The sequence below is a fragment of the Flavobacterium subsaxonicum WB 4.1-42 = DSM 21790 genome (genome assembly GCF_000422725.1).
Lineage (GTDB): Bacteria > Bacteroidota > Bacteroidia > Flavobacteriales > Flavobacteriaceae > Flavobacterium > Flavobacterium subsaxonicum.
In genome coordinates, this window is sequence record NZ_AUGP01000017.1 from 246,080 (window position 1) to 268,023 (window position 21,944).

Below are 21,944 nucleotides of genomic sequence, written 5' to 3' on the forward strand. Positions count from 1 at the left end.
ATGTATTGTTTAAGAATTAGCATTAATTAATTTTAACCATTTCTATTTCTCCAACAGGTATAGTAAATAACGGTTGCCCGTCCTGATAGAAAGTGTCAGGATTGTGTTGTTTATAATTGAAACGGCTCAAATTAAATAGTATTTTCTGAGGTGCTCCTATGAGTTTTTTAATTGTATAAGAGCCAACAACATTACGGGTATAGTCAAAAATACGGCCTCTCAAAAAATCAGAACTGGCTTGTTTAAATCCATAACTTGTAGATGTTGTTATAGATGTTACTGCCTGATTCAGGTTATTGTTGAGAGTTATACCATTCTTTATCAGTTTATACCGTAAAATAACTTCGTCACAATAACTGTAATGTTCGGCTGTTGTACCGTTAGATTCTATTATTGTAATTACCTGATCTGCCTTTTCGATTTTGAGTTGAAATATTATACCGTTTTGATTGTATTCCCATGTTCCTACATATTGATTTCGATCGTTATTAGTATCGATAGCATAATTACCATTTATAGTTAAAGTTGCATCGTGTTCAGTGTTTGCTAACGATGTAACGCTTAAAATTGGAGGCTGTTGAGAGAACCCAAAAGCACACCATAACAATATGTATATTTGAAGTTGTATTTTCATACTCTACTAATAATACACCTGATACTTGATGTTTGATATTTGCACCCATTTGCCTTTCTTTTTCTCCATAACTATAAGTCCATAATTTTCAGTTAAGCAACCGCCGAAAGGTATACAACCTATGCTAAACAGAAACATGCTGTGTTTTTTATCCTTGCTAAAAACCGGCCTGGAAAGATATAATATAAAATTACTGGCACTTATATGTTTTAAAGAAAATGGGATACTCCTTATACTCTTATAGTATGTAGGTATATAATTTTTGTTTTTAAAGTCGAAACGTATCCAGTTGTTCTTCTCTCTTTTTATATTTTTTTCTTTCACAATATCCAGGCTATCCAAAGGCCAATTAGTAATTTTAGGTAATACCCAAACCAGTTCTTCTTCTCCATTTCTTTCATTATAAGCTGTTTCATAAAGTTCTAACATATACATTTTAGGCGTGCCCTCTCTGCTAACAAACAAAGTATCTACTTTTTTATTAGCGAGTTCGGTTTCTAAAAAATCATTTATAACATTGTAATCCTGCTTTGCAGAAGAACAGGAAAATAATAGTACAGTACAAAAAAACAGGATATATTTCATATTACTTTACAATCTTACAACTTAATTACCTGATTTCCTTACGGTTTTCCTCATTCGCGTTACGGAAAATCCGCAATTAACATTTCTTTAAGAATTACTATTAATGAGGCACAAAAAAAGCCGGACATAATATTGCCCGGCTTTTCTGTGCTCCTGTTTTTTATTTAAAAGTCAACCTGGCTATTAAGCGTTGCGCTGCCAATAGCATCGGGGTTTAGTGTATAGTTATATACGGCGGTATTGCCAATGGCAAAAAGAGTGTTGCCATTTATAATAACATCGTTACATTGCTTGTTTATGCTTGCCGCCAGTACCGGCTCGGCAGGGTTGGCAATATCAAAAATCTTAATTTCGTCGTCGCACACAATAAGATAGTGCGAGCCGTAAAGCCCAAGGCCTTTTGGCTGCACCAAATTACGGGTGTGTATAAGTTGCGGGTGGCTTTTATCGGCAATATTGTACACATGCAGCACATTAAGGTTGTTGCCGCAAAACGTGTTAGAGTGCAGCGTTACAAACGCATGGGTAGTGTTGGCCACAACCGGGTCGCACGATGTAAAATGCTCTGCCCTTGATAGCAGCTGCGGATTTTCGGGGTTGGCAATAGAATACAAATACATGCCGTTTTGCGAACCTACGTACAAATAATCGCCATCGGCAAAAAGCGTTTCTATATTAAAGCCAATATCAATATCGTTAACCTTAACCGGCCCTGACGCTTCTATTAAAGAAAATACGTTAAGCGTAGCATTGTCTACACTGTACAGGTAATCGCCCTTTAAGGCAAAAATAGCTAACGATCCGCCTTTGCCATCGGCAGCGTTAGACGTACCACTGTCGCTATCGTCAGAACATCCTGCTATAGCCAGTACAACAAGAAGGCATAGTGTGTATATTTTTTTCATAATTAAAGAGGATACCAGTTTATAATAATTGCATTTTCGTCGTACGGAATAGAGCTGTTATCGGGTGCTGTTTTTTGCGGAAATACGTTGCGGTTGCGCTTAACCATGTAAATGGCATTATTATCGAGCGTAAGCGTAACAAGGTCTACCGCCTGGTTTATGTAAAGGGTGTTGCCGCGCATAGAAAGGTCGGTAGCGCCGGGCACTTCTAAATAGGCCATAGGCGACGGATGCTGCGGATCTGAATAATTATAGATATGAAAACCACGGTTAACATCATTCACAAATAAATAATTGTCTTTTATATATATTTTGCCCGACTTTGTTACAGCCTGCGGGTCCAGCAGGTGTATGGAGTTTTCCAGTTCGGTTCGTGTCATTACCGTTGCCCCGTAGCCCGGGTTAACAATACCGGGGTCGTCGTCTCCGTGCCCGTAAATACAGCTTTGCAGCAGCAGCAATGCCACAAAAGCAACAATTAGTTTTATCTGTTTCATAATTAGCGATTTATTGTTAGATAGCCAAAACACAAAAGGGTTGCGTGGCAATGTTAAAATTTTAATGATTTGGTAACATTGCCCACTTAAATTTTTGCACCCCATATAAATTAGCCAATACAAATAGTAAGGCATGCATAATATTTATATATTTACAGTAAGTAAACAACACACCATGAGTTATACCGATAAAATGCTTCGCGATAATGCGCTTGCAGATAAAGTTATAGTAATTACCGGGGGCGGCAGCGGCCTTGGCAAAGCCATGACCAAATATTTTATGGAGCTTGGCGCCAGGGTAGCCATAACATCGCGCGATTTAGAGAAACTGCAAAACACCGCTAAAGAGCTCGAAGAACAAACCGGTGGCAAATGCCTTGCCGTACAGTGCGATGTACGTAATTATGATGAGGTAGAAAACATGCTTAAAGCCGTTTTAGATGCCTATGGAACCGTAAACGTGTTGCTAAACAATGCGGCCGGCAACTTTATATCGCCTACAGAGCGGCTGTCTGCCAACGCGTTCGATACTATTATAGATATAGTGCTTAAAGGCTCTAAAAACTGTACGCTTGCCTTTGGCAAACACTGGATAGATACCAAACAAACCAACACTACCATACTTAATATTGTAACCACCTATGCCTGGACGGGCTCTGCCTATGTAGTGCCAAGTGCCACCGCAAAAGCAGGTGTACTGGCCATGACACGCAGCCTTGCTGTAGAGTGGGCTAAGTACGGCATACGCTCTAACGCCATTGCACCGGGGCCCTTCCCCACCAAAGGTGCGTGGGACAGGCTATTGCCGGGCGACCTGAAAGAAAAATTTGACCTTGCCCAAAAGGTGCCGCTTAAGCGTGTGGGCGACCACCAGGAGCTGGCTAACATTGCAGCCTACCTTGTGTCTGATTTTTCGGCCTATGTAAATGGCGAAGTTATTACCATAGATGGCGGCGAGTGGCTTAAAGGTGCAGGGCAGTTTAACCTGTTAGAAGCCATACCCGAAGAATTGTGGGATGAGCTGGAAGCCATGATTAAAGCGAAAAAAAATAAATAGGCCGTTAGCAACAGGTTATGTTTGTATAACTAATATGTTGCCAACCCCATATATTACTAATGAGGCAGAAAATTTTTCTGCCTTTTTTTATTTATTTTTTCTATTTTATTTAGACTTAGTATAAATTAATAATTATATTTGCGCTCGAAATATTATTCTTAATAAATCTAAATAACAACAAAATGAAGAAAAATCTACTGTTAATGGCATCACTTTTTATAAGTGGCTTAATGTCTGCACAAGAAGTTAACGTTTCTCTTGGACAAGGCTATGCCAACCAGGTATTTTACAAATTCTCTACCAACACACAAACTCCTGTAGTTGCTGCAAGCTGGGATATTGCTTTTCAAAACGTAGTAGGCCAACAGGCTTTAGGAACTATCCGTGTTAACGATGGCAGAGGTATTACTGCTTACCAGGCATCTGCAACAGCTGCAGATTATGCTACTATAGATGTTGCTGCACAAACAGGCTGGACACAACTATCTAACTCAGATACTGAGTGGGTTGGCGGTGCTTTAGACCAGGGTACTGCAGAGTACGGCTGGGGTAACTATAACCCGGTAACACACCATGTAGAAGGTGCAATTGTTTACGTACTTAAATATTCTGCTACGGTTTACAAAAAACTTTTCATAGAAGATTATTTTGGTGGCTTTACATTTAAATATGCTACCTGGGATGGTACTGCATGGAGTGCCGATACTACTGCTACAGTAGCAAACAACGGTGCATTTACTACAACTTTTAACTTTTACTCTTTAGATACTAACGGCCCTGTTACTGTTGCTCCTGTTGATACAGACTGGGATATGGTATTTACAAAATACACAACAAACCTTGGTACTACAGAGGAACCAATGCCTTACGTTGTAACAGGTACACTACACAACTCTGCTGCTGTTACTGTTGCCGAGACAGACCAGACAGGTACAGGCGCTGCCGTACTTCCTGCTGATGCTGCTTACTCTGAAGACATTAACACTATTGGTTACGACTGGAAAACGTTAAACGCAGGATTTACTTATGATATTGCTGCTAACAAAACGTTCTACCTAAAAAGCACTACAGGTAACAGTATTTACAAATTATACTTTACATCTTTTGCAGGATCATCTACAGGTGCCCTTAGCTTTAACAAACAAGATGTAACAGGCCTTTTATCTTTAGAAGATGTTACAGGCAACATTGCTTTCTCTGTATACCCTAACCCGTCTACAGATGGTAACGTAACTTTAATGTACGACCTTAAAAACAATACATCAGATAAAAACACAGTAAGCGTTTTCTCTTTAACAGGAGCTAAAGTATTTGAAACTCAAATTACAAGCAACGCTGGTTTTTACACTAAAGACCTTAACCTTTCTTCTTTAAGCGCTGGTATTTACATCCTTAAATTAGATGCTGGTTCTGTAACTAAAACTCAAAAACTTGTTATTAAATAATTAGTTTTTTGGGGTGTTAGTAACACCAAAATAGTAAAGCCGGCAAAAGCAATTTTGCCGGCTTTTTTTATTCTTGCCCTATTTGGGCATTGTTAACAATTTACGTTTTCAGGAACCATAAATAATTGTATTTTTACGGTTCAAAAATTTTAATCATAAATGGGTAAGATCATTGCCATTGCCAACCAAAAAGGTGGCGTAGGGAAAACAACCACAACGGTAAACCTTGCAGCTGCGTTAGGTGTTCTCGAAAAAAAAGTGTTGCTTATTGATGCCGACCCTCAGGCCAATGCCAGCTCTGGCCTTGGTATAGATGTAGAGTCGGTAGAGATTGGTACTTACCAGATACTGGAGCACAGCAACACCCCAGACGAAGCTACTATGGAATGTACAGCCCCTAATGTTTGGGTAATACCATCGCACATAGACCTTGTAGCTATAGAAATAGAGCTTGTAGATAAAGAAAACAGAGAGTACATGCTTAAACAGGCGCTGGCAAGCGTTAAAGATAAGTACGATTATATTTTAATAGACTGCGCGCCATCTTTAGGCCTGCTAACCCTTAATGCCCTTACCGCTGCAGATAGCGTTATCATTCCCATTCAATGCGAATATTTTGCGCTCGAAGGTTTAGGCAAACTGTTAAATACCATAAAGAGTGTACAAAAAATACACAATCCGGAGTTAGATATAGAAGGCCTGCTGCTAACCATGTACGATGCCCGTTTAAGGCTGTCTAACCAGGTGGTAGAAGAGGTGCAAAAACATTTTAACGAAATGGTGTTTAGCACCATTATACAACGAAACATTAAGCTTAGCGAAGCCCCAAGCTTTGGCGAAAGTATTATTAACTATGATGCTACCAGCAAAGGCGCATCCAACTACCTGCACTTAGCAGAAGAAGTTATAAAGAAAAATAGTAAAGTAGGTTTATGAAAGCAGTAAAAAAACAAGCCCTTGGCAGAGGTTTATCGGCACTATTAAAAGATCCTGAAAACGACATTAAGTCGGTTGAGGATAAAAATGCCGATAAGGTAGTGGGTAACATTATAGAGCTTGAATTAGATGCTATAGAAATAAACCCTTTCCAGCCCAGGACCAGCTTTAACCAGGAGGCCCTGCAAGAGCTAAGCACATCTATAAAAGAGCTTGGGGTTATACAGCCCATTACAGTACGTAAGCTCGATTATAACAAATACCAATTAATATCGGGAGAGCGCAGGCTAAGGGCAAGTAAGCTTGCCGGCTTAACGCACATACCGTCGTACATTCGTATTGCAAACGATAACGAGTCGCTTGTAATGGCTCTTGTAGAGAACATACAGCGCCATGACCTGGACCCTATAGAAATTGCATTATCCTACCAAAGGCTTATAGACGAGATACAGCTTACACAAGAGCAAATGAGCGACCGTGTGGGAAAAAAACGCTCTACCATAGCCAATTACCTTCGCCTGCTTAAGCTGGACCCAATTATCCAGACCGGCATTCGCGATGGCTTTATTACCATGGGTCACGGCCGTGCCATCATCAATATAGAAGACCACGACGCCCAGGCAGATATTTACCAAAAAATTGTTAGCCGCAACCTTTCGGTTCGCGAAACAGAGGCTTTGGTAAAAAGCTACCACGAAAGCCTGTTGCCAACAGCCGAAAAAAGCACTGCAAAAAGCACCTCGTTTGAGGTTAACGACGATGAGAAAAAATCGTTTACCAACTTTTTTGGCGCAAAAGTAGATGTTAAGGTAGATGCTAAGGGTAAAGGTAAAATTACCATCCCTTTCCACTCCGAAGAAGATTTTAACAGGATTATTAAACTGATAAACAGTTAGTGAAAAGTATATTTTATATATTCATAACACTATTGCTTTTATCTACTGGCGCCCAGGCGCAGGAAGATCTAAAAGTTGATATAGAAACCGTAAAAGACTCTGCCCTGCTTAAGCCTTATACTATAGATGCGCTGGCTCCGGCAAAGGCATCATTTTATGCGGCTATACTGCCGGGACTGGGCCAGGTGTATAACAAACAGTACTGGAAGGTACCGTTAGTATATGGTGCCATGGGTTTTAGCCTGTACAACTATTCTTTTAATAATACCGAATATCATAAGTATAGAGATGCTTATAAAGATGTGCTTGCGGGCCGCCCCCTAACGGGAGAACTGGCCGACTTTGATGCCGACAGGCTTATAAGGGCGCAAAAATTTCACCAGCGTAACCGCGACCTCTCTATGCTAATTACCGTAGGCCTCTATGCACTCCAAATTATAGATGCCAACGTTAGCGCGCACCTTTCGCAATTTAACGTAAACGAGAACCTCTCTTTAAAACCAGACCTGCAACAAAACCAGATCGATTTTAAACGCAATGTGGCCATCTCGCTAAATTATCAATTTTAACCAAACACCAAATGAAGATTGCACTGTTAGGCTATGGCAAAATGGGCAAAGTAATAGAACGTATTGCTTTAGAAAGAGGCCACGAAATTGTTTTGAGAAAAAGAGGAGCCGACTCCTTTGATGGCCTTGCCGATGCCGATGTGGCAATAGATTTTAGTATTCCTGATGCTGCGGTGGGCAATATTTCGGCCTGCCTTAACAGCGATGTACCCGTAATTAGCGGTACTACAGGCTGGTTAGAGCACTACCATGATATGGCACAATTGTGCGAGCAAAAAGGTGGCGCCTTTATTTACGGCTCTAACTTTAGCCTTGGCGTAAATATATTTTTTGAGCTTAACACCCACCTTGCCAAAATGATGGCTAACCTTAAGCAATATAAGGTTACTATGGAAGAGGTGCACCATACCCAAAAGCTGGATGCCCCAAGCGGTACGGCAATAACCCTTGCTAAAGATATTATTAACCATTCTGATTATGCCGGCTGGGCTATTGGCAACCCAAAAGAGGGCGATATTTTTATTGACGCCAAACGTGTAGAGGGCGTACCGGGTACGCATACCGTTACGTACGATTCTGATGTTGATGCCATCGAAATTAAACACACTGCCCACAGCCGCGAAGGTTTTGCCCTTGGTGCCGTTGTAGCTGCCGAATGGCTTATTGGCAAAAAAGGCGTGTACAGCATGAAAGATGTACTGGGCCTGTAACAAATTATACCGTTATACTACATATATATAAAATACATACAATACAATGACACTATTACAATGGTTTATATTTTTCCTGGTTGTACAGGTAGTACACTTTGCAGGCACATGGAACCTATATAAAACAGCTGGCCGCAAACCGTGGGAAGCTGCCGTACCCGTTTACAATGCTATAGTTTTAATGCAAATAATAAACAGGCCGCGCTGGTGGGTAATTTTGTTGTTTATACCTATTGTAAACCTTATTATGTTCCCTGTGCTGTGGGTGCAAACTTTACAGGTTTTTGGCAAACGCTCTGCTACCGATATGATATTGGGTATTGTAACCCTTGGCTTTTACGTGTACTACGTTAACTATGCCGGTACACCGGTTTACAACCCGGAGAGGGAATCAAAAGACAGTACCCTTGGATCGTTACTATTTGCAGTAGTAGTTGCCACCATAGTGCATACCTACGTAATTCAGCCGTTTCAGATACCAACAGCATCATTAGAAAAAACATTGCTCGTAGGCGACTTTCTGTTTGTAAGTAAATTACATTACGGGGCACGTGTACCCATGACTACCGTTGCAGCTCCAATGGTACATGATGCCATTCCGCTAATAAATACAAAATCATATAGTAGCTGGCCACAGTTACCTTATTTAAGATTTCCAGGTTTTAATAAAATAGAAAAGAATGATATTGTGGTTTTTAACTGGCCGGCAGATACACTTTCCAACCCTGATATCAAAAGCAGTTCTGTTCTTAAAAAACCGGTAGACAAAAAAATGAACTATGTTAAACGTTGCGTAGGTACACCGGGTGATAAGCTGGAGATAAAAGATGGCCTTGTATTTATAAATGATAAAGAATTAACACTTTCTGACAGGGCTAAAGTACAGTACTACTTTGATATTGAAACTAAAGGAGACATAAGCCAGGATTTCTTAAACGCTTATAAGATTAAAGAATACTGGAGGTCTTACAAAATTAAAAGCGAACTTTGGGATAACCAGGAAGTGCAGCGATACCTAAAAGGTCAGTCGCATTTAGTGGAAACTAAAAGAGATAGTACTTTTGTAGAGGTTTCCGGTTTTGTAAGCGAAGATTACCGCTTAAAACTGGACATGCAACCCTCTATGACTAACCTTCATGCCAACCTTACGTTCGAGAAGGCTGACAAACTTAAACAAGACCCGTTTGTAAAATCAGTTACCAGGTCGGTTTACCCTGCCAATGGCGAAAAAGATATCTTCCCACAAACCCACCCTGACTGGAGTGTAGACAAAATGGGACCTTTTACCATTCCGCAGGAAGATGTAACCGTGCAGTTAACTAAAGAAAACCTGCCATTATACAAACTTATAATTGAAGATTACGAACATAACGACCTTAAAGTTACCGGAGATGAGATACGTATTAACGGACAGGTAGCTACATCATACACATTTAAACAAAACTACTATTGGATGATGGGCGATAACCGCCACAACTCTTTAGACAGCCGCTATTTTGGTTTTGTACCTTTCGATCACGTTGTAGGTAAACCTGTATTTATCTGGATGAGTTTAGATGAAGATGTGCCGTGGGGCAAAATTGGTGATAAAATACGTTGGGACAGGATGTTTACCACCGTTGATGGCGATGGCGAACCGGTATCGTATTTTAAATACTTTATTATTTTATTGGTAGGCTATTTTGTGTTTGATTATTTCAGGAAAAAGAAAAAAACAGCTTAACAGTTGATTTGAAAATTTGAAGATTTGGAAATTAAAGGATATCCCTGCATTTTCAAATCTTCAAGTTACCAAATTTTCAAATCTTCAATTAATCAACACATGAACATCTTAATACATCCTACTTATTTTCCATCGATAAGCCATTTTGTGGCTATGGCGCAGGCCGAAACGATTACTTTTGAGGTAGAAGATAACTTCCAGAAGCAAACCAACCGTAACCGCATGTACATCTACAGCCCCAACGGATTGCAGTTGCTCAACATACCTGTTAAGCATGCTGAGGGTACGCACGAAAAGTTTAAGGATACTAAGATAGAACAGGCTTTTGACTGGCGTAAACAGCACTTTAAATCGCTTGAGGCAGCATACCGTACTTCGCCCTTCTTTGAGTATTTTGAAGACGATATACGCCCGCTATTCGAGAAAAAGCATACCTATATGATGGACCTTAATTTTGAGGCGCTGGAAATTGTAACAGGATGTTTGGGCATGAAATTAAATTACTCTAAAACTACCGAGTATTTTAAAGAAGTACCCGATGTTAAAGACTACCGTTACTTAGTTAACGGCAAAAAAGACACATCTGATTTTGAACCTTACACCCAGGTTTTTATCGATAAGCACGGCTACATAAATAACCTTAGCATACTCGACCTGCTTTTTAACGAAGGCCGCTATGCGTTGGATTATTTAAAGAACCAACAGTTGTAATTATTCTTCTTTTTCCTCGAACGCCAGGCGCGTCATCACCGGAAAATGGTCGGAGTTTATAAAAGCCGGAAACGTAGTATACTCCTTAACCTCGATACTCTTATCGGTAAAAACATAATCAATGCGCGCAGGGTAGTACTTGTAGTTGTATGATTTTCCAAAACCTTTACCGGCCTCTTCAAAAGCATCGTTCATTTTGCCTTTTACACTTCGGTACACGTAAGAAAACGCACTGTTGTTAAGGTCGCCGCAAATAATCATGGGATAATGGCATTCGCTCTTGTGCTTTTCTACCAGTTCGCCCTGCAATTGCTGCTTTTTAAAAGCCTCGCTAATGCGGTTAAATATTACCTTCGATTTCTCTTCATCAAAATTTTCATGAATATCGGGGCTAATTTTAATAGACTGTAAGTGCATGCTGTACACGCGCAGGGTATCTTTACCTTTTTTAATATCGGCATACACCACATTATTAGCCGACCCAGGAAACTGTATATCGCCCTTGCCTATTATAGGAAAACGCGAGTAAATAGCCTGCCCGGCCTGCCCATCCATCTTAAAAATAAACTTGTGCTTGTACTGGCTGAACGATTTATCGCCCACCTTGTTGTACTCCTGCAGGCAAACAATATCGGGGTTGTGTTGTTTTACAAACGCCGGTATTACCTGTGGTATATCCCTTTGCGGTAGCCAGTCGTACAGGTTAAACAGGCGCACGTTATAGCTCATAAGGGTAAAGTCGGCTTTATCCTCCGGCAGGTCTTTCGACGAGAATTTATAGAACTTGCTAATAAAGGTTATACCTAACAGCAAAAAGATGCCCGACAGCAGCATTTGCCTTTTGGTTTGCAGCAGCCAGTATATAAAAAACAAAAAGTTAAGTATAAGCATTAGCGGCATTACCAGTGTAAATACCGACAGAAACGGAAAAACCTTGGGCGCCATAAAAGGTAACAAATAGGCAAAGAACGTTAATACAGTAAGTACTATATTAAAGAAATACATGACCTTATTAAACCACGAAAGTTTTTTCATTTGCTTAGTTTGGTATCCAAATCTACTTATTATTTACCAACTTTAAATAAAAAATCTTTCTCATCTTTTGTAAGGCTGTCGTAGCCCGATTTACTTATTTTATCGAGTATCTCGTCTATTTGTTTTTGAGTTATATCTTTAGGTTTAGATACGTTAACCTTTGCCGCAGGCGCAGGGTTGCGGTGTACTTTTTTAAAGGGCGCTTTCTTTTTGGGAGTAAACAGGTTAGCAAAAAAATCGATAATTGCACTCACGCCTTTACTAAGGTCGGTGCCGTTTTGTAGTAATTTTATGTAAAGAAACCCAAACAACGATCCGGCAAGGTGCGCCAGGTGGCCACCCGTATTTTCTACCGATGCATTAATAAGGTCCAGCACAATTAAAACAATAGCAATTTGCCAAAGCTTAACCGTACCTATAAGCATTAGGCGTACCGGATATTGTGGTGAATACGTTGCTGTAGCCACTAAAATTGCCATAATAGATGCCGAAGCACCAACCATGCCCGCCCATGTGCCCGTTAATGTGGGAATAACATTATAGCCTAAGATAAATACCAGCCCGGCAAAAATTGCCGAGAGGATATACAACCCAAACAACTGCTTTTGTGTAAAAAAGGTAAGGAACAACCTGCCCGAAGAAAAAAGCACCAGCATGTTAAACACCAGGTGCAAAATACCGGCATGTAAAAATGCGTAGCCAATAATAGACCAGGGTTTCCAAAGCAGGTCGGCAAGGTTGCTCGAAAGGCAAAACCAATCGCCCGGGTAGGCATCCGTCCAGTCAAAAGCCGTAACATCTACACCGCCAAGCTTTAGTATACTAAAAAGTATCAACGGAATAGCAAACATCCCTACATTCCAAAAAATAAGGCGCTGCACAATACCGCCAACACGGTATTCCATTTTAAGATCGTTTATAATACTCATATTAGTTCCAACGGTTGTTATTAAAGGAATTTTTCTTCCAGTACCACATCATAATAAAACCAATAAGCGCGCCCCCAAGGTGGGCAAAGTGGGCAATGCCATCGCCACCGCTGCCAAATATACCCTGACCTTTAAGGCCTAAAAATAAATCGAGTGCCAATAAACCCGGCACAAGATATTTAGCCTTAATGGGAATAGGGATAAACATCATCATCATTGGAACATCGGGGTATACAAAGGCAAAGGCCACCGTAATACCATACAATGCACCAGATGCTCCTAACATAGCGCCATAATAGCCACTATTTGCCAGCATATTAAATGTAGCCTGGTCTATTTTACCCTGAAATACATCAAGATTTTCTGTACTTAAAGCAGCAAGTATCTGGTCGCGGGTTAACCCGCTTGCCTCTACAACAGCCATTGCTTTATTAAACATATAATAATCGATACCAATATGCAGGGCAACTGCCCCTAACCCACAGGAGATGTAGAAAAAGATAAGCTTTTTTGCCCCCCACACCTGCTCCAACGAGCTGCCAAACATCCATAAACCAATCATATTAAAAATAATATGTAAAAAGTTATGCCTGTCGTGCATAAACATATACGTAAGTGGCTGCCATACTTTAAAATCAGGGTTTAAAGGAAAATGCATGGCTAATATATCATCTGCCGCAGGGCCAACAATAAGGCTTCCCACAAAAAAGATAATGTTAATAATAATCAACTGCTTAACAGTTTCGGTAACTCGCATCATAGGGCAAATCGTTTATCAAGGTCTTCCACACTCACGGTAATGAAAGTAGGTTTATTAAAAGGCGACACATCGGGCTCTTTGCAGGCAAACAGGGCGTTAACCATATTTTCCTGCTCTTTGTCAGATAAAAGCGTTCCGGTCTTTACCGCCAAACTTCGTGCCATAGACTTGGCAATACTATCGCTTTGGCTAAAACTGCTGTCGGGCACTTCCTGTTGCAGGTCGTTTATCAGTTCTTCCAACAAGATAGATACCTCGCTTTCGGCAACGTTAACCGGCAGGCCCGATACTACAATATGGTCGTGGTTAAACTCTGTAAATACAAAACCGGTATTAACCAGCGAGTCCTGCATTTCTTTAATCAGGTCGAGCTCGTTTTGGTTGTAATGTAAAATCAGCGGAAACAATAACTGCTGGCTGGCCGCATGCTGCACCGTTATATTGCGTAAAAATTGCTCATACAACACACGCTGGTGCGCCCGTTTCTGGTCGATTATAACCATACCCGACTTAATGGGGCTTACAATATATTTTTTATGGATCTGGTAGGTTTTATACACTGCCTGTTCCACTTCGTTATCATTAAAAAGTGAGCCGGTAACTTCTTCCGATTCAAAGTTTATCTCGGCAACTTCCTCGGTAGCCGTGTTAATGCCGGTGTAAAGGCTCTCCCACGTTGCCTGGCGTTCCGACTTTCTAAAAGAAGTCCCGGGTGTGGCAAATGCCGATACCGATGACGCCCTTACAGGCTTGTCTTCGGCCGTAAACGGGTTAAAGCTACGGTCTACCTGAACAGTGGGCATAACGGCCTCTCGACCCTCATAACTATATGGCGTATCAAGGTTGTTATCGCGGTCAAAATCCAATACGGGAGCCACATTAAACTGCCCCAGTGCATGCTTTATAGACGAGCGCAGTATGGCGTAAAGCGCATGCTCATCGTCAAACTTTATCTCAGTCTTAGTGGGATGAATATTAATATCTATTGTATGCGGCGGCACCTCCAGGTACAGGTAGTAGCCCGGTTGGCAACCATCTTTAAGCAGGCCTTCGTAAGCTGCCATAACAGCATGGTGCAGATAGCCACTTTTTATAAATCTATTATTTACAAAAAAGAACTGCTCTCCCCTATTCTTTTTCGCGAACTCAGGTTTGGCAACAAAGCCCGTAATTTCTACAATTTCGGTGCTTTCCTTAACCGGAACCAATTTCTCGTTAGTACGTCCGCCAAAAATGTTTACAATACGCTGGCGTGTGTTACCAATGGGCAGGTTAAACATTTCGCTGCCGTTGTGGTACAGTATAAACCCAATGTTGGGGTGCGCCATACTAACACGCTCAAATTCGTCTACTATATGCCTAAATTCTACCGTATCGCTTTTTAAAAAGTTACGGCGGGCAGGGATATTGAAAAAGAGGTTCTTAACCGAGAATGATGTTCCCTTAGGCAGCACGGCCACTTCCTGGCTGGTAAATTTACTGCCCTCTATAATAAGGTGCGTGCCCAGCTCTTCCTGGTCCTGTTTGGTTTTAAGCTCTACGTGGGCAATAGCCGCAATAGAGGCCAAAGCCTCGCCCCTAAAGCCTTTGGTATGCAAAGAGAATAAATCCTCAGCATGCCTAATTTTAGAGGTAGCGTGGCGCTCAAAGCACAGGCGGCTATCGGTAACGCTCATGCCTTTACCGTTATCTATAACCTGCACCAGGGTTTTACCGGCATCTTTAACTATAAGTTTAATCTCGGTAGCGCCGGCATCTACAGCATTTTCCAGCAGCTCTTTTACAACAGAAGCCGGCCGCTGCACCACCTCTCCGGCAGCTATCTGGTTGGCAACATGGTCTGGAAGTAACTGGATTATACTGGACATTAGAAAGGGAATGATGTATTATTGGTAAGCATCAAAGTTAAGGAAATATTGTGGAATGATGAAGGCGCAGGGTTTTGAAATAACTGCACCACACTTTAAATTTTATAGTATATTTATCCTGAACCTAAACCCCTGATTATTTAAATGACAAACCCGGCTATCATAAAACCTAAAGACAGAATTGAGTGGATTGATAATTTGAGGGTTGTAGCTATAATCAGTGTAATTATGGCGCACATAGCCGGCCAGGGCGTTTATAATTTAAAAGATACTACGTTAGCCCACTGGAGTGTTGCCAACCTTTTTGAGTCGTTCAGGTTCCCTATTTTTATTATGATATCGGGCACGGTGCTGTTAAACAGAGATTATAGCATACTGCCATTTCTTAAAAAAAGGCTGACTAAAATTCTTGTCCCGTTCCTGTTATTCAGTTTTGTGTATATCACTTTAAGCTACAACCAGGAAAAGACTTTTTATAATTTAGACATCGCCAACTTTGTTACCTACGCCTTACTAAAGCTTAAAAACGGCAGTTTTTACCACCTGTGGTATGTATACGTGCTTATAGGCCTTTACTTTATGACGCCCATTTTGCGGGTGTACGTTAAAAATGCATCACAAAATAATTTGCTGTACCTGCTAATTATCTGGCTGGTTTTTAATGCCGTAACAGCATCTTACTTTGGGACTTACGTACCCAATTTAGAATTATCGTTGTTTGCCATTTTTCCGGGATACTTTATATTGGGCTACTATCTGTCTAATTACCCGATAGCCTCTAAAAAAATAGGCTGGGCGTTATTTTTAACGGGTATAATGGGTACGTTTTCGGGCGCATTGTATTATGCCTATGCCTTTAACGAGGTTAACGAAGCATTTTACAACCACCGAAGCATAACCGTAATGCTGCAAAGCATCGGTATCTATATACTACTTTATAATAGCACAGTAACCAACCCTGCAATAGCCACGGTAAGAAACCTTATATCGAGGCACAGCTACACCATATACCTTTCTCATGCCCTGATAATCATCATTATGATGCGATTAGGGTTAACATGGAACTTTATCCACCCCATAATAGGTATACTTGCGGGCACAATTGTATGCCTTGCTGTTAGTTTATTTTTAAGCATCCTGCTTAAAAATATTCCGGTGGTGGGGAGGTATTTTTGAAGCGCAATACATTGACACAACACAGCAAACTAATTTGTATATTTATATAATAACCTAACTTTATGAAATTCTACATACTATTTTTAGGAGGTATATTATCTGCAATAGTTTTTCTGAGTAGTTCTTCTGTCACTAACATAAAGCAGCAAGAAAGTTTCTCGGTAAAAGATAGCCTTGAAAAATACAAAGATTCAGATAAGATATCTATAATGCAAAAAGACGGTTTGTTTACTCTTAGTATAGGTAAAGCTAATGGACACAGCTATGCATTTTATGTTGAAGGTGACAGCCTCACAATTTTCTTTCAAAAAGGAATTGCGGAAGTTTGGATGGCTACTGATACATTACACTATGGTGCTTTTAGGAGCTATGCTTTAACCTTTGATTTAAATGGGGACGATTACCCTGATGCAGTTTTATCTTCGGCTACCAGTAGAGCTCACAATAATGATAATATGGTATTTATTTTTAACGCAAAAAATAATCTTTACGAGCACAACAGGTTTTACGACCTGCCTAATGTAAGATACAATAATGAAGGAAAATTTGTACAGTCAGATTGGCATGGACTTATTGGCTGCCTATGGAAAGAAAAGTATGCTATTGTAGCCGACAGTTTAAGTTTAGAAATGGGAATAAGCATTTGCCATGATAACAATAAGAAATTAAAAACGTTAGAATATTATAAAATTATAAACAACAAAAAAGTTACCGTAAAAAAAATTACAGGGAGTGCCTCAAAATTATGGCCAATCTTTAATTTGGCATTATGGAATTCTACCTAAGATTCAAATTAAACCATAAAAAAACCCACTCTTTCGAGTGGGTTTCTTATTTATTTTAAGCCTGTCCTGCCGGACCAAAACTCAGTGGAATTTGCGGTTGCTCCGTGTCGCTTATTGTGCCGTGGGCAGCTTCAAAACGGTGGATGTTCTCGCCTAACGCTTTTAGCAGCCTTTTGGCGTGCTGTGGCGTTAGCACTATACGTGATTTAACCTTCGCCTTGGGTATACCCGGCATAATGGCTACAAAATCAACAACAAACTCAGAAGCCGAATGGTTGATGATGGCAAGGTTACTGTAGGTACCCTCGGCCGTTTTTTCATCCAGTTCTATGTTTATTTGTCCGGGTTGTTGTTTCTGGTCGCTCATTATTAATAGTTATATTCCTCTTTAGGAGTTAATAACTCATTATATTCTTCTTTAGAACCTACAACAATGTTATCGTAGTCTCTCATACCTGTACCAGCAGGTATCCTGTGACCAACAATTACATTTTCTTTAAGTCCTTCAAGTCCGTCTACTTTACCTGCTACTGCAGCTTCGTTTAGTACTTTAGTAGTTTCCTGGAACGATGCAGCAGAAATGAACGATTTAGTTTGAAGCGACGCCCTTGTAATACCCTGTAATACAGGAGTTGCAGTTGCAGGAACTACATCTCTTGCCGATACCTGGGCTTTATCATTACGTTTTAGCAACGAGTTCTCATCCCTTAATTCACGTGGCGTAATAATTTGCCCAGCTTTTAAGCTTTCAGAATCTCCTGAATCTTCAACAACTTTCATTCCGTAAAGCTTATCGTTCTCTACAATAAAGTCAGACGTATGTATTAACTGGTCTTCAAGGAAAAGGGTATCTCCCGGATCCTGAACCTGTACTTTACGCATCATCTGGCGGATAACAACCTCAAAGTGTTTATCGTTAATCTTAACACCCTGTAAGCGGTAAACCTCCTGAATTTCGTTTACAAGGTACTGCTGTACTGCAGATGGGCCTTGTATCCTAAGGATATCTTCTGGTGTAATTGCACCGTCAGAAAGTGGTAAACCAGCTTTAATGTAGTCATTTTCCTGAACAAGGATCTGATTAGAAAGTTTAACTAAATATTTCTTGATCTCTCCAAATTTAGATTCGATAACAATCTCGCGGTTACCCCTTTTGATCTTACCGAACGATACTACACCGTCAATTTCAGATACTACAGCAGGGTTAGAAGGGTTACGTGCTTCAAGAAGCTCTGTAATCCTTGGTAAACCTCCGGTAATATCGCCGGTTTTAGAAGAACGCCTTGGTATTTTTACAAGAATCTTACCTGCTTTAATCTTCTCACCGTTATCAACAATAAGGTGGGCTCCAACCGGTAGGTTGTACGAACGTATAAGCTCTCCGTCTTTTCCGTAGATCAATAGGGTCGGGATCAATTTCTTGTTCCTTGCCTCAGAGATTACTTTTTCCTGGAAACCTGTCTGCTCATCTATTTCAACCATAAACGATTGTCCTTGTTCGATGTCTTCGTAAGCTACCTTACCGGTAAACTCAGAGATAATAACACCGTTATAAGGATCCCATTTACATATTGTAGCTCCTTTTTCTACGATATCGCCGTCTTTAACAAAGATGCTTGAACCGTAAGGAATGTTGTGCGTATTTAATACAATACCTGTGTTAACATCTACAAGCTTAAGCTCTGTAGAACGAGATACAACAATATCAGTCTGGTTGCCTTCAGAATCTTCACCAACTACGGTTTTAAGATCTTCAAGCTCAAGCCTACCTGCAAAACGGGTAACAATGCTTGACTCTTCAGATATACCACCCGCAACACCACCAACGTGGAATGTACGTAGTGTAAGCTGTGTACCCGGCTCTCCAATAGACTGTGCAGCAATTACACCAACAGCCTCACCCCTTTGGGTCATTTTGCCGGTAGCAAGGTTACGTCCATAACATTTGGCGCATATACCTTTTCTTGCCTCACAAGTAAGCGGAGAACGTACTTCTACTCGCTCTATAGGCGCAGCGTTTATAGCTTTAACCTCTGCTTCTTTAATCTGCTCGCCTGCATGTACAAGAACCTCGTTATTAAGCGGATTAATAACATCTTGTAAAGCAACACGGCCTAATATTCTTTCACCAAGAGTTTCTACAATCTCTTCGTTCTTTTTAAGTGCGCTAACCTCAATACCCCTAAGTGTACCACAATCTACAGAGTTTACAATAACATCTTGAGAAACGTCGTGCAGCCTCCTTGTTAGGTACCCGGCATCGGCCGTTTTAAGAGCCGTATCCGCAAGACCTTTACGTGCACCGTGAGTAGAGATAAAGTACTCAAGGATCGATAGGCCTTCTTTAAAGTTAGAAAGAATTGGGTTTTCGATAATCTCACCACCACCGGCAGTTGATTTTTTAGGCTTAGCCATCAAACCACGCATACCTGTAAGCTGACGAATCTGCTCTTTCGAACCCCTCGCCCCAGAGTCAAGCATCATGTACACCGAGTTGAAACCTTGCTGGTCTTCTCTAATGTTTTTCATGGCAAGCTCTGTAAGCAGTGCGTTGGTAGATGTCCAAACGTCGATTACCTGGTTGTAACGCTCGTTGTTGGTAATTAAACCCATGTTATAGTTAACAGAGATAGCATCTACCTGCTCGTTAGCATCAGAGATTAACTCTTGCTTTCTTGCCGGGATAATAATATCTCCAAGGCTGAATGACAAACCACCCCTGAAGGCAAATTTGTAGCCCATGTCTTTCATGTTGTCAAGGAACGCCGCAGTTGTAGGCACATCGGTAACACTTAAGATTTTACCAATAATATCTCTAAGAGATTTTTTGGTAAGTACCTCGTTAATGTAACCGGCAGCTTCCGGAACTACTTCGTTAAACAATACCCTACCTGCTGTTGTCTGGATTACTTTGTAAACCAGTTCGCCAGCCTCGTTAAAGTCTTTAGCACGTATCTTAACACGGGCATTAAGCTCTACACGGCCTTCGTTTAAAGCTATATTAGCTTCTTCGGCAGAATAGAAAGTAAGGTCCTGACCTAATATTTTGTGGTCATCTGTAGACAAACGTTCTTTGGTCATGTAATACAGACCAAGTACCATGTCCTGAGAAGGTACCGTAATAGGCGCACCGTTAGCAGGGTTAAGGATATTGTGCGATGCAAGCATTAACAGCTGCGCCTCTAATATAGCCTCTGGCCCTAACGGAAGGTGTACCGCCATCTGGTCACCATCAAAATCCGCATTAAATGCCGTACATACCAATGGGTGAAGCTGTATAGCTTTTCCTTCGATAAGTTTTGGCTGGAATGCCTGTATACCAAGCCTGTGAAGCGTAGGAGCCCTGTTTAGTAATACCGGGTGGCCCTTAATTACGTTTTCAAGAATATCCCAAACTACAGGTTCTTTTTTGTCTATTATTTTTTTAGCCGATTTTACCGTTTTAACAATACCACGCTCTATAAGCTTACGTATAACAAACGGTTTGTAAAGCTCAGCCGCCATATCTTTTGGCAAACCGCACTCAAACAATTTCATCTCTGGACCAACAACAATTACCGAACGTGCAGAATAGTCAACACGTTTACCAAGAAGGTTTTGACGGAAACGGCCTTGTTTACCTTTTAATGAATCGGATAATGATTTAAGCGGCCTGTTAGATTCTGTTTTAACAGCAGAAGCTTTCCTTGTGTTATCAAAAAGTGAATCTACAGATTCCTGTAGCATACGCTTTTCGTTACGTAGGATAACCTCAGGGGCTTTAATTTCCATTAACCTTTTTAAACGGTTGTTACGGATAATTACCCTTCTGTAAAGGTCGTTTAGATCGGAAGTTGCAAAACGTCCACCATCAAGCGGCACCAATGGCCTAAGTTCTGGCGGGATAACCGGAATAACTTTAAGGATCATCCACTCTGGGCGGTTTTCTCTGTTAAAGTTAGACTCACGGAAAGACTCAACAACCTGTAGCCTTTTAAGGGCTTCAGTTTTACGTTGTTTAGACGTTTCGTTATTGGCACTGTGGCGTAGCTGGTAAGACAATTCGTCTAAGTCAATCCTTGCAAGCAGGTCCATAATACACTCTGCACCCATTTTAGCGATAAACTTGTTAGGGTCGTTATCATCTAAATACTGGTTTTCTGCAGGTAGTGTATCTAATATATTAAGATATTCTTCTTCGGTTAAAAAGTCTAACCTTTTAAGGCTTTCGCCATCCGGGCCTTTAGCAATACCGGCTTGTATAACCACATACCTTTCGTAGTATATGATCATGTCTAATTTTTTAGACGGAAGGCCAAGTATATAACCAATTTTGTTAGGCAGCGAACGGAAATACCAAATGTGGGCAATAGGCACTACAAGATTGATGTGGCCTACCCTGTCACGTCGAACTTTCTTCTCAGTAACTTCAACACCGCATCGGTCACAAACAATCCCTTTATATCGAATCCTTTTATATTTACCGCAGGCACATTCAAAGTCCTTTACAGGGCCAAAAATACGCTCGCAGAAAAGGCCGTCCCTTTCCGGTTTGTGGGTACGATAGTTAATGGTTTCCGGTTTTAAAACCTCACCCCTTGATTCAGCAAGAATAGACTCCGGCGAGGCCAGGCCTATTGATATCTTGTTAAACCTTTTTACGGTATTTTTATCTTTTAATCTTGTCATGATATGTAATCTACCAATTTATTAAAAAGTATAGAAGGGAACGGCCGCAAAGCCG

At 40.8% G+C, this 21,944-nt stretch carries 20 protein-coding genes; 10 read left to right on the plus strand and 10 right to left on the minus strand.

Going from position 1 to position 21,944, the window contains the following annotated elements:
- Positions 1-22: 22 nt before the first annotated feature.
- From G509_RS0103895 to G509_RS21420, 4 genes are all read right to left on the minus strand, one after another.
- Positions 23-634 carry a DUF6705 family protein gene (locus G509_RS0103895; RefSeq protein ID WP_026990325.1) on the minus strand — a complete coding sequence of 204 codons (612 nt, stop codon included), beginning with the start codon at positions 632-634 and terminating at the stop codon, positions 23-25.
- A gap of 6 nt (positions 635-640) precedes the next feature.
- A complete protein-coding gene (locus G509_RS0103900) occupies positions 641-1,219 on the minus strand; it encodes a hypothetical protein (protein ID WP_026990326.1) in 579 nt (192 codons plus the stop codon).
- A gap of 164 nt (positions 1,220-1,383) precedes the next feature.
- Complete coding sequence (locus tag G509_RS0103905) at positions 1,384-2,124, minus strand: LVIVD repeat-containing protein (RefSeq protein ID WP_026990327.1); 741 nt, start codon at positions 2,122-2,124, stop codon at positions 1,384-1,386.
- A 2-nt stretch (positions 2,125-2,126) separates the two neighbouring features.
- A complete protein-coding gene (locus G509_RS21420; RefSeq protein WP_131450708.1) occupies positions 2,127-2,621 on the minus strand; it encodes a hypothetical protein in 495 nt (164 codons plus the stop codon).
- A 175-nt stretch (positions 2,622-2,796) separates the two neighbouring features.
- On the opposite strand from G509_RS21420, the gene G509_RS0103915 reads away from it, so the two are divergent.
- The 8 genes from G509_RS0103915 (at position 2,797) to G509_RS0103950 (ending at position 10,668) form a co-directional block, all read left to right on the plus strand.
- Complete coding sequence (locus tag G509_RS0103915; RefSeq protein ID WP_026990328.1) at positions 2,797-3,678, plus strand: SDR family oxidoreductase; 882 nt, start codon at positions 2,797-2,799, stop codon at positions 3,676-3,678.
- Between the two features lie 182 nt (positions 3,679-3,860).
- Positions 3,861-5,123, plus strand: coding sequence for a T9SS type A sorting domain-containing protein (locus tag G509_RS0103920; RefSeq protein ID WP_081663238.1), 1,263 nt, complete (start codon positions 3,861-3,863; stop codon positions 5,121-5,123).
- 159 nt (positions 5,124-5,282) lie between these two features.
- Positions 5,283-6,059: a ParA family protein gene (locus G509_RS0103925; protein WP_026990330.1), complete on the plus strand. Its 777-nt coding sequence runs from the start codon at positions 5,283-5,285 to the stop codon at positions 6,057-6,059.
- Positions 6,056-6,955 carry a ParB/RepB/Spo0J family partition protein gene (locus tag G509_RS0103930; RefSeq protein WP_026990331.1) on the plus strand — a complete coding sequence of 300 codons (900 nt, stop codon included), beginning with the start codon at positions 6,056-6,058 and terminating at the stop codon, positions 6,953-6,955. Before G509_RS0103925 ends, G509_RS0103930 begins: the two co-directional genes overlap by 4 nt.
- Positions 6,955-7,524, plus strand: a complete 570-nt coding sequence (locus G509_RS0103935) for a DUF5683 domain-containing protein (RefSeq protein ID WP_026990332.1) — start codon at positions 6,955-6,957, stop codon at positions 7,522-7,524. Before G509_RS0103930 ends, G509_RS0103935 begins: the two co-directional genes overlap by 1 nt.
- A gap of 11 nt (positions 7,525-7,535) precedes the next feature.
- On the plus strand, positions 7,536-8,234 hold the full coding sequence (gene dapB, locus G509_RS0103940; protein WP_026990333.1) for a 4-hydroxy-tetrahydrodipicolinate reductase: 699 nt from the start codon (positions 7,536-7,538) through the stop codon (positions 8,232-8,234).
- A gap of 46 nt (positions 8,235-8,280) precedes the next feature.
- Positions 8,281-9,957 carry a signal peptidase I gene (gene lepB, locus G509_RS0103945; RefSeq protein WP_026990334.1) on the plus strand — a complete coding sequence of 559 codons (1,677 nt, stop codon included), beginning with the start codon at positions 8,281-8,283 and terminating at the stop codon, positions 9,955-9,957.
- A gap of 99 nt (positions 9,958-10,056) precedes the next feature.
- Positions 10,057-10,668, plus strand: a complete 612-nt coding sequence (locus G509_RS0103950) for a WbqC family protein (protein WP_026990335.1) — start codon at positions 10,057-10,059, stop codon at positions 10,666-10,668.
- Here G509_RS0103950 and G509_RS0103955 read toward each other — a convergent pair whose 3' ends face one another.
- Genes G509_RS0103955 through mutL form a run of 4 tightly spaced genes read right to left on the minus strand, consistent with a single transcriptional unit; the run spans position 10,669 to position 15,260 of the window.
- On the minus strand, positions 10,669-11,703 hold the full coding sequence (locus G509_RS0103955; protein ID WP_026990336.1) for an endonuclease/exonuclease/phosphatase family protein: 1,035 nt from the start codon (positions 11,701-11,703) through the stop codon (positions 10,669-10,671).
- A 29-nt stretch (positions 11,704-11,732) separates the two neighbouring features.
- Positions 11,733-12,632 carry a rhomboid family intramembrane serine protease gene (locus G509_RS0103960; RefSeq protein WP_026990337.1) on the minus strand — a complete coding sequence of 300 codons (900 nt, stop codon included), beginning with the start codon at positions 12,630-12,632 and terminating at the stop codon, positions 11,733-11,735.
- 1 nt (position 12,633) lies between these two features.
- Entirely contained in the window at positions 12,634-13,392 is a 759-nt protein-coding gene (locus G509_RS0103965; RefSeq protein WP_026990338.1) for a rhomboid family intramembrane serine protease, read from the minus strand.
- Complete coding sequence (gene mutL / locus G509_RS0103970) at positions 13,389-15,260, minus strand: DNA mismatch repair endonuclease MutL (protein WP_026990339.1); 1,872 nt, start codon at positions 15,258-15,260, stop codon at positions 13,389-13,391. Before mutL ends, G509_RS0103965 begins: the two co-directional genes overlap by 4 nt.
- 144 nt (positions 15,261-15,404) lie before the next feature.
- Here mutL and G509_RS0103975 point away from each other — a divergent pair, with 144 nt between their 5' ends.
- A complete protein-coding gene (locus G509_RS0103975; protein ID WP_026990340.1) occupies positions 15,405-16,436 on the plus strand; it encodes an acyltransferase in 1,032 nt (343 codons plus the stop codon).
- A gap of 62 nt (positions 16,437-16,498) precedes the next feature.
- Positions 16,499-17,221 carry a hypothetical protein gene (locus tag G509_RS0103980; protein ID WP_026990341.1) on the plus strand — a complete coding sequence of 241 codons (723 nt, stop codon included), beginning with the start codon at positions 16,499-16,501 and terminating at the stop codon, positions 17,219-17,221.
- Between the two features lie 55 nt (positions 17,222-17,276).
- On the opposite strand, the gene G509_RS0103985 is transcribed toward G509_RS0103980, so the two are convergent.
- Both G509_RS0103985 and rpoC read right to left on the minus strand, forming a co-directional pair.
- Positions 17,277-17,588, minus strand: a complete 312-nt coding sequence (locus G509_RS0103985; RefSeq protein ID WP_026990342.1) for a DUF3467 domain-containing protein — start codon at positions 17,586-17,588, stop codon at positions 17,277-17,279.
- A gap of 2 nt (positions 17,589-17,590) precedes the next feature.
- Positions 17,591-21,889 carry a DNA-directed RNA polymerase subunit beta' gene (gene rpoC / locus G509_RS0103990; protein WP_026990343.1) on the minus strand — a complete coding sequence of 1,433 codons (4,299 nt, stop codon included), beginning with the start codon at positions 21,887-21,889 and terminating at the stop codon, positions 17,591-17,593.
- Between the last annotated feature and the right edge of the window lie 55 nt (positions 21,890-21,944).

Coding starts and splice junctions, on each gene's coding strand:
- G509_RS0103965 (WP_026990338.1), bottom strand. CDS start 13,392: ATGATGCGAGTTACCGAAACTGTTAAGCAGTTGATTATTATTAACATT.
- mutL (WP_026990339.1), bottom strand. CDS start 15,260: ATGTCCAGTATAATCCAGTTACTTCCAGACCATGTTGCCAACCAGATA.
- G509_RS0103955 (WP_026990336.1), bottom strand. CDS start 11,703: ATGAAAAAACTTTCGTGGTTTAATAAGGTCATGTATTTCTTTAATATA.
- G509_RS0103925 (WP_026990330.1), top strand. CDS start 5,283: ATGGGTAAGATCATTGCCATTGCCAACCAAAAAGGTGGCGTAGGGAAA.
- G509_RS0103915 (WP_026990328.1), top strand. CDS start 2,797: ATGAGTTATACCGATAAAATGCTTCGCGATAATGCGCTTGCAGATAAA.
- G509_RS0103960 (WP_026990337.1), bottom strand. CDS start 12,632: ATGAGTATTATAAACGATCTTAAAATGGAATACCGTGTTGGCGGTATT.
- G509_RS0103920 (WP_081663238.1), top strand. CDS start 3,861: ATGAAGAAAAATCTACTGTTAATGGCATCACTTTTTATAAGTGGCTTA.
- lepB (WP_026990334.1), top strand. CDS start 8,281: ATGACACTATTACAATGGTTTATATTTTTCCTGGTTGTACAGGTAGTA.
- G509_RS0103905 (WP_026990327.1), bottom strand. CDS start 2,124: ATGAAAAAAATATACACACTATGCCTTCTTGTTGTACTGGCTATAGCA.
- G509_RS0103975 (WP_026990340.1), top strand. CDS start 15,405: ATGACAAACCCGGCTATCATAAAACCTAAAGACAGAATTGAGTGGATT.
- G509_RS0103930 (WP_026990331.1), top strand. CDS start 6,056: ATGAAAGCAGTAAAAAAACAAGCCCTTGGCAGAGGTTTATCGGCACTA.
- G509_RS0103895 (WP_026990325.1), bottom strand. CDS start 634: ATGAAAATACAACTTCAAATATACATATTGTTATGGTGTGCTTTTGGG.
- G509_RS0103980 (WP_026990341.1), top strand. CDS start 16,499: ATGAAATTCTACATACTATTTTTAGGAGGTATATTATCTGCAATAGTT.
- G509_RS0103950 (WP_026990335.1), top strand. CDS start 10,057: ATGAACATCTTAATACATCCTACTTATTTTCCATCGATAAGCCATTTT.
- rpoC (WP_026990343.1), bottom strand. CDS start 21,889: ATGACAAGATTAAAAGATAAAAATACCGTAAAAAGGTTTAACAAGATA.
- dapB (WP_026990333.1), top strand. CDS start 7,536: ATGAAGATTGCACTGTTAGGCTATGGCAAAATGGGCAAAGTAATAGAA.
- G509_RS21420 (WP_131450708.1), bottom strand. CDS start 2,621: ATGAAACAGATAAAACTAATTGTTGCTTTTGTGGCATTGCTGCTGCTG.
- G509_RS0103900 (WP_026990326.1), bottom strand. CDS start 1,219: ATGAAATATATCCTGTTTTTTTGTACTGTACTATTATTTTCCTGTTCT.
- G509_RS0103985 (WP_026990342.1), bottom strand. CDS start 17,588: ATGAGCGACCAGAAACAACAACCCGGACAAATAAACATAGAACTGGAT.